Source organism: Caballeronia calidae, assembly GCF_900044055.2.
Lineage (GTDB): Bacteria > Pseudomonadota > Gammaproteobacteria > Burkholderiales > Burkholderiaceae > Caballeronia > Caballeronia calidae.
On sequence record NZ_FCOX02000027.1, the window covers coordinates 104307 to 111400 of the forward strand.

Below are 7094 nucleotides of genomic sequence, written 5' to 3' on the forward strand. Positions count from 1 at the left end.
AGGGTACCGATTACGTTTTCATGCATCCTTTTATCTAAATATCTCAAGACAATGATGGCGTGGTTGACAATGGCAAATTATACGTAATACTGAAAGTACCATTTGCTTGCTTTATCTTTCTCTCACGATAAGATCCTACCGATTCCCGAGAAACTTGTAAGCAAAAATAGATTCGCTTTCCCTCTACTCACTCCGAACCCTATATTTTCAGAACCGCATAAAAGGACCTTAATCGCAAAGTAAAAATAACTTTCGCCATATGGCTCCGCACGATCAATTCGACTACTATCCGCATATCGCAAGGGAAACGCGGCGTACGACGGCCGCGTTGTAGAGATCTTAAGTGTGTGCGATTCTATTTGTCGTTCATCGCCAGATCACTGCAGTCGAAATCAACTCCGTTGCTTTCTGACTCATAGATCACGGCGCGAAACGACACATATCGCTCTCTAGTGTCAGCACACGGCTAAACATTTCTCGGCGTCGCAGTGCATCACATGTCACTGCGCACAGAGCGCTCGACCGACAGACTGAGGACTAGATCTCATGATCAGGCAACGCGTCCCCTCCGTACCGGATTTCAAAGATGCCGCTGCTACAGAAGGTTGCGGATTTTCGTCGATGTACTAGACTTGGGGTGTGCGAAAGCATGCGTACCTCCAAAAGACCATATCAAGCAAAACTCTAAACAGGTCTGACGTTGTCCGCCCGCTGCGGGTGACTGTTCGAATGCACCCCTGCAGCATCCGGAGTCTCCGATGACCCTCATTTTCCTCTACGCACCTGAGTAGGTGCGACCTCGTGAACGGGTCAGGCGACGCCAGACCTTTAGCGAATATCTCTTCGCCATAGATCACAAGGCGACTTGCTGATCACGCGCCGTCATGTTCGTGGAGTACGAACGCGGTATGCGATGCTGCGCGCTATTGCGTAGCGGAGGCGCTCGCGCCTGCCATGCGTTCGACGCGTCATCAGCTTCACCCGAGATGTGCCAACCTGGTTCCGACACCTTAGCCCGGGACACTCAGCCAGCAATGGAATACGGCATTCTGGCCTGTGTTGCTGGATAAGCCTTCGGCTCTGCTCCATTTCGGCATAACGGACCGACAGCGGACTACGTTTTGAAGAGGAACGACGATGCCACGGCATGCCGACGATACGAACCGTGATCCCTCGGCTCGTGATGCCCAGGTACTACGAGCGCTGCGCAACGCCGCCGTGTCGGCGGTCTTGTTCGATTATCGGGCGGCTTGCGCGCTTCTGAGGCTGTCCGACGCAGAAGTCGGACGACTCTTCAAAATTCGTCTTATGCAAGTCGCCGGGCTATCCACTGCGTTGAACCTCGACCTCCGGTCCATTCGAGATCTACCCCAAGCGGAACCCGCCGAGAGCAAACACCCTGCGTCGCCGCATCGAATCTTGGTTGCCGAGGGTAAGTTGTTACGCGCATCGCACTTCTGCTTAGCGTCAGGCGTCACGAAGCAGAAACTTCGCAAAGACGTCGCATCCGGCCGTATCTTCAGGGTTACCATTGAGGGTCGAGCGTTCTATCCGGCGTTCTTCCTTGTACGTGAGCTCGATCGAAAGAGCTTATCAAAGGTCGCGAGACGCCTGGGAGGCCAAACCGGCTGGCGCCGATGGGAGTTCTTCACGTCGCCGAACGTGTCGCTCTGCGATCTCACGCCGCTGCAGGCACTCATGAGTGGCGAATTGAAACCAGTGTTGCGCGCGGCGGCGGCTTTCATTCATGAGTGAGAGGGCCATTTTTGCCGACGACGTGCACCGGCAAGCTGAGATTGGACGCGGCTTTTGTTGGCCTCGCCTCCCGGCGCAGGCGTCACCACTTAGAACCCGCCTTCTGTCTTTGGGGATGCCGTTTTTGCGACGGCTCGTTTGGTTACTACCTTCCACGGCTGTTTTCACTGAAGCAGCCGTGCCCAGCTCATATTGCGGCAGACCGAATCTGTCTCACAACGAGCACGGATTCCGTCGAGCAGTAGGCTAACAGGCGCAGCAATGCATCTTCCCGCCGACTTCCCGCGGACCAACTCGCAGGCTCGACTTCCGGGGCTCAGCCCAAGGCAGCGTATCCGTCCCGGAAGCTGACGGCGAACGCGTGGTCCCCGCAGACAGCCGTATCTAAGGTCGAGAGAGGAGCGTTCAAAAAGGTCCGCAGTGGATATGGGAGTTTTCGATAGCCTGGACGATCGAGCGTACGCGCCAGATTTTGACGGATGCCATCGCGGCCCAAACACGTGAAAGTGGGTTCAATTGAACGAACAATTACCACTGTCAGAGCGCCTGCTCCGGAAGTCGGACCCGCCTTCAGAAGACCTCAGTCGCAGTTGGCACCTCAAAATGTCTCCGATCTGCAAGAACTTTATCTCCGGCGACATGACGGGGAAATGGTGCATCTTTGTTCCCCGAGCGGAAGTCGATGCGGTCTGGGACAAAATCAAAGACGCTCTCGAGCACAATCAACTGCTGTGTGCCAAGGTTTCCACCGCCCTACACAGCATGGCACACGGGAGCATTCACGTCATCTGCGTGTACACCGATAATTGGGCCAACGTGGAGGATCTTATGCACGTACGCGACGTTTTGCGAACGGTGGGCTTCACCGAGGAACTTGGCTACAAGCGCGACGTTGATACTCGGAACGGCCGTACCGGCCCCGACGAGTGGTATTTGCGCATGTAGCCCACACGCTTGCGATCGCCGCGTTGTCATCTTGAAACGTTTCTTTGCTGCCAATCGTGGACATTCTCATTGCAGAGTCCTGCGAAGTCCCGCATAGCGCAGCGAATTCGAGCACGCGTGCACGATGACATGCGATGCGTCCCGGCCAAAAGGATACCGTGGACGCTTTATTGCGCTGAGGTGTCCACATGAGCCAAAAACATCTTCCCGCCGACTTTCCGAGGACCTCCACGCAGGGCGCGGTTTCGGGTGCGCAGCCCAAGCTTCTGCTGCGAAAGGTCGGTGACACGTACCAATCAGGACCAACCGATGACGAGGCGTATGAGAGGTTCATCGTATGTGAAGACCTCGCGGAGCAACTCGCAGCGTATGCGTCCCGGAAGATGGCGGCGAACGCCTGGTCCCTGGAGACAGCGGTATCTAAGGCCGAGGCAGGAGTGTTCAAAAAGGTCCGCAGTGGAATATGGGACTTTTCGACCGCGGAAGTAGCCTGGACGATCGAGCGTACGCGCCAGATTTTGACGGTACGTGTCGGATCGGACTCGAACATCCAGAGCGAACCTCGAGACGACGCTCGTGAAGAATGACGGCATGCACCTCGCACGTGTCTTTAGACCGGCCCTCGCCAATGCTTTTTGTGAACAGGCCCTCATCTGACGTAGCAAGGCGGCAACGCCACGATGATGCTTGAGGTCCTCACGTCTTAGTCCACATCAACCGGGACGTCGTCGCGATGGTTCAGGTACCCCTCCCAGCGCCGAGTCAATAGCACTCTAAACAGACTGTGTCGAAGTGGCACGGTCCAAATATCGTATATCTCGCCGTCCTCCTCGTCCCATTGCCAATTGCCGTTTCCGGCCAGCGCCGTCAGGCATATCCACATGTGTGTGCTCGCTTCCTCCCCTCCGGCATAACGATACGCATCTTGGAAACCGCCGGTGTCTGCTGGCATATCCGCTGTAACGATTAAAAACTCCCTTTGCTCAGCAGCGGAAATCTCAAACCTAATCGGTGCTCGTCCAGTGAGCGTCCACCTCCGAACAGTCTCCCAGATTTCTGGGTCGCTGTGGTCGACGAGCCAATAGATTTCCACGTCGCGATAACGCAGACGGATGAAATCAGGCTGACGAGTCTCAAACCATCCAAAAGTAAGCTGCCCTCCTTCCTTGCATGACGTCACGAAATCCGCCAGCGACGCATGTATCTTGCAGGTCAGGACCGGGGTATCGTCTCGCATTGCGGCCAACTCAAGTGCTCTCCTTCCGAGTGCCCACAGCGGTAACAAGGCTCCCGATTCGACCGTTCCGCCACACACATCAATATCGTCGTCCATCTCATTCATATCGATTCGATTCTTGCCAGACTGCGCCGTCATCCTTTGCATACTCAAACAGTTTCGACATCAACCCAAACCAGAAGTAGAAGCGCTTTCCGAGTGCGAGCGCCCTGACGTCCCACGCCGCGAAATCAGCGGCCAGCTTTGCCGAGACCACTGGGCCGAAAGTCCCGAACTCGCCAGGATGGCGAAACAGTTCGCGGAACGGCCCAGGAGCATCTGCGCCCGCCGCGCGCCAGTTATACCCGACCAACCCCGCCAACTGCTCCATGCGCTTTCTAAATTCGCGCCGTTTCCTCGCAACGGCGAACCACTGCTCTTCCTGGAATTGGTACGCACCGCCGACTTCCAATCCCTCTGCGACATGCGGGCAGTCCGGATGGCCATGTACTTCGACGACGTTGTCCACGCTCAGCGCCCAGATGTCTGTACCGAACTTTCCATCCAGCTTCTTTAAACCCTTGCGTGCAACGAAAAAAACCGGCATTTCGCGATTCCTATGTATCGAGTTGGAGAACACGCCGACCGCACTGCGCGGTGGAAGGCGCGTCGACGATCGATGTCAATCAAACGTCGCCAATCGTATAGTGCGATTCGAGGGGCATGACGAGGCGAGAAACTAACGAATTGAACGGAAGATTTTTGGGAGGCCGAATACAGCCGCAAATGGACAGAGTTTTTCGCGGCAGGTTCGGCGACTTTTTTCCTATATCGATCCACTTTCTTGGCTGCCGCCCCTTCGAACAAGCGTCCGTATGGCAGCGAGCCAAGGGGTGAGGCTCGGCGTTCGCCGGCGCCTTCATACTGTCGCGCCCTTCTTCATTGCGGCCCCTTCGCGGTTCTTGACGGCGACGGCGCGTTCCTGGCTGCCGCCTTGTGCAAGCTGCTCATCGGGCGTTGCAATCGCGCGCGGCCTTCTGGCTGGCCGATGCGTCTCAGCATTCATCGCAGCACGCACTGACGGGCCTCATGCGCGCGTACACGAACTGCCGCGAGAAACGCCCGCGCTCCTCACCGTGCCATGAGCGGCTCAGATGCGCTGCATGCGACTGCCTGACATAGTCCCCTTCGCGATCGACGCACGCCTATCAAAAATGCAGCCCGCCCCAAAAACACCGCGTATTTTCAGGAATATATTCCAGATAAGCCGTATTTTTCGGTATTTAATTTTAATACGTTGCGTCTCGGCAGAATTTTATGTTATAATAAGCTCATTGAACGTTGGGACTTTCCGAGTGGACGCTCGGTCAATCTGTCGTTCGACGACTGCCATCGACGAAGGCCTTCCCCTGCATGGGGACGAAGAGACGAGTATTGAACTGGATGTGCGCGATCGACAGTCGCGCATATTCTCTCGAGAACCAACGATCGCCAGTGCGACCTCAGTATCGACAAAGTCGTCATCGAACCGGATTGGCATCTCTCACGACTCCCAACGCTACAACATGAACACCGAAGAACTCAACCAACAAGCTGCAACGAACATCGACAACGAAGTGGTCAGAGCCATCGTCGATTTCATGTCCGACTGCGGCCTCCGGGACGCCGACGTGAACGCGGGCCATCTGAGCCTCGCCTTCGAATACGCATATAGGCCGCTTCCAAGGTTTTGGCGCGACTTAGACCTGGCAGCGCTTGTCGAAACCATTTCGGAGCGTTTCCCGGATTGGCGTTCTGCCGTACAAAATCCCGGCAGGACTGCTGAGGACGTATTGCGCGAAGTTGGAGAGATTTTGCATAGCCACGCGTTCGACGAAGCGAATGCTGAGATGATGCTGGGTGTCCCCAAGCACGCTCGTCCAACTGAATGGCAAGCAGCCGCCGATTGGATTTGCGCCGAGCTTCGCAAGCGGGAGCTCGAAGCAGAGCTGAGATTTGCAGAACGGCTTGGCAAACGTTGCGGCGAAGGCGCTCTGCAGGAATTGCACTGCCTCGAGCGCATTGCAAGTGGGATTGAGTTCGAGAGAATTGGAACGAGCGTCGCCCGGACCTGGCGCAACCGGGCGTTGGCTGAGCGGCAGAAAAGCGGTTGCCGCGCCTGAGAAAGCCGGGGAACTCGGACGATGCGATTGTGGCGTTCTGCATCGCTCTGGCTGCCCCTTCTCCGCTTCGGTGTCGCATGCCGCGCTCGGCAACAACAGACAAGACGAGCGCCAGTCAGTAGTTCTGCTCGAGCATTGCCTCACGCAACTCGACACCATCATCAAACCACGCGCGAAGGCACGCAGGCGGTGCCGCGGTGCCAACGATGACGAAGAGAATGCCCGTAAGCTGTGGCGGTGCCGCAAACGCATGTTCCCGCGCCATCTGTCGATCGTCCATCGAGGGCGTCGGAGAGAACTCCGGATGGGTATGCCAAAAGCCACAAGGGTCCTGCCAGTAGACATCACCTACTTGTCACCAGTGCCAAGTTCGCTGTGCTTGTGAGAGTTCGTCGCGCCGCGAACCAACTCGAAGTGGCACCCTTGCCGCTGCGCGTGGGCGGGAAATGCTCGGCTTGCACGCACGGTCTGTGCTGTTCGGCCATGACGCGCTCCTTTGTGAATTTTCCTGCCGCGGAGCAAGGCTCGTTCTGACTAGACTAGGATCGACAGGCGCTGCGGTCGTCGCCGCCCGGACGCCCAAGCGGTGCGATTCCGTCCACTGCCGCTTCATTGAAAACTTTCTTCCCTGCAACAAGGTTTTCGAGGACGTAAGGTAAGATCACGGTGGGTGCGGGTTCCTAAGGAACCGTATGTGCCTTCCGAATAATCTGAATTTTAATTTTCGCTTTGGAGCAACCAGCAAATGGCAACCGGTACTGTGAAGTGGTTCAACGACGCAAAGGGGTTTGGCTTCATCTCTCCGGACGACGGCGGGGAAGACCTCTTCGCGCACTTCTCGGAAATTCAGGCCGGGGGCTTTAAGTCACTGCAAGAAGGCCAGAAGGTGAGCTACGAAGTCAAACAGGGTCCCAAGGGCAAGCAGGCGGCCAACATTAAGGATCGTTACCGAAATAACTTCCCGCTATGCAGCGCTTGTTGAGTAGATGCGGTAGTTCCATGCAGGCAGGGTTGGG

At 56.3% G+C, this 7094-nt stretch carries 7 protein-coding genes and 1 pseudogene; 5 read left to right on the plus strand and 3 right to left on the minus strand.

Going from position 1 to position 7094, the window contains the following annotated elements; translation table 11 throughout:
* Window positions 1-1137: 1137 nt before the first annotated feature.
* From AWB78_RS23300 to AWB78_RS23310, 3 genes are all read left to right on the plus strand, one after another.
* The gene (locus tag AWB78_RS23300) at window positions 1138-1755 is read left to right on the plus strand and encodes a hypothetical protein (protein ID WP_062608345.1); all 618 of its coding nucleotides are present in this window, start codon (window positions 1138-1140) and stop codon (window positions 1753-1755) included.
* Between the two features lie 603 nt (window positions 1756-2358).
* Entirely contained in the window at window positions 2359-2700 is a 342-nt protein-coding gene (locus AWB78_RS23305) for a putative phosphothreonine lyase domain-containing protein (RefSeq protein ID WP_062608346.1), read from the plus strand.
* Between the two features lie 188 nt (window positions 2701-2888).
* Window positions 2889-3287 (plus strand): hypothetical protein, encoded by a 399-nt coding sequence (locus AWB78_RS23310; protein WP_063959010.1) that lies wholly within the window; start codon window positions 2889-2891, stop codon window positions 3285-3287.
* A gap of 116 nt (window positions 3288-3403) precedes the next feature.
* Here AWB78_RS23310 and AWB78_RS23315 read toward each other — a convergent pair whose 3' ends face one another.
* The gene (locus AWB78_RS23315) at window positions 3404-4033 is read right to left on the minus strand and encodes a hypothetical protein (RefSeq protein ID WP_198399329.1); all 630 of its coding nucleotides are present in this window, start codon (window positions 4031-4033) and stop codon (window positions 3404-3406) included.
* A 1-nt stretch (window position 4034) separates the two neighbouring features.
* Window positions 4035-4523 carry a hypothetical protein gene (locus tag AWB78_RS23320; RefSeq protein WP_062608348.1) on the minus strand — a complete coding sequence of 163 codons (489 nt, stop codon included), beginning with the start codon at window positions 4521-4523 and terminating at the stop codon, window positions 4035-4037.
* Between the two features lie 958 nt (window positions 4524-5481).
* On the opposite strand from AWB78_RS23320, the gene AWB78_RS48465 reads away from it, so the two are divergent.
* A complete protein-coding gene (locus tag AWB78_RS48465) occupies window positions 5482-6078 on the plus strand; it encodes a hypothetical protein (RefSeq protein ID WP_062608349.1) in 597 nt (198 codons plus the stop codon).
* A 115-nt stretch (window positions 6079-6193) separates the two neighbouring features.
* On the opposite strand, the pseudogene AWB78_RS43805 reads toward AWB78_RS48465, so the two are convergent.
* Window positions 6194-6397, minus strand: a pseudogene (locus AWB78_RS43805) (Mov34/MPN/PAD-1 family protein); the annotation flags it as partial.
* Window positions 6398-6823: 426 nt separating this feature from the next.
* On the opposite strand from AWB78_RS43805, the gene AWB78_RS23330 reads away from it, so the two are divergent.
* The gene (locus AWB78_RS23330; protein WP_062608350.1) at window positions 6824-7060 is read left to right on the plus strand and encodes a cold-shock protein; all 237 of its coding nucleotides are present in this window, start codon (window positions 6824-6826) and stop codon (window positions 7058-7060) included.
* Window positions 7061-7094 lie beyond the last annotated feature (34 nt).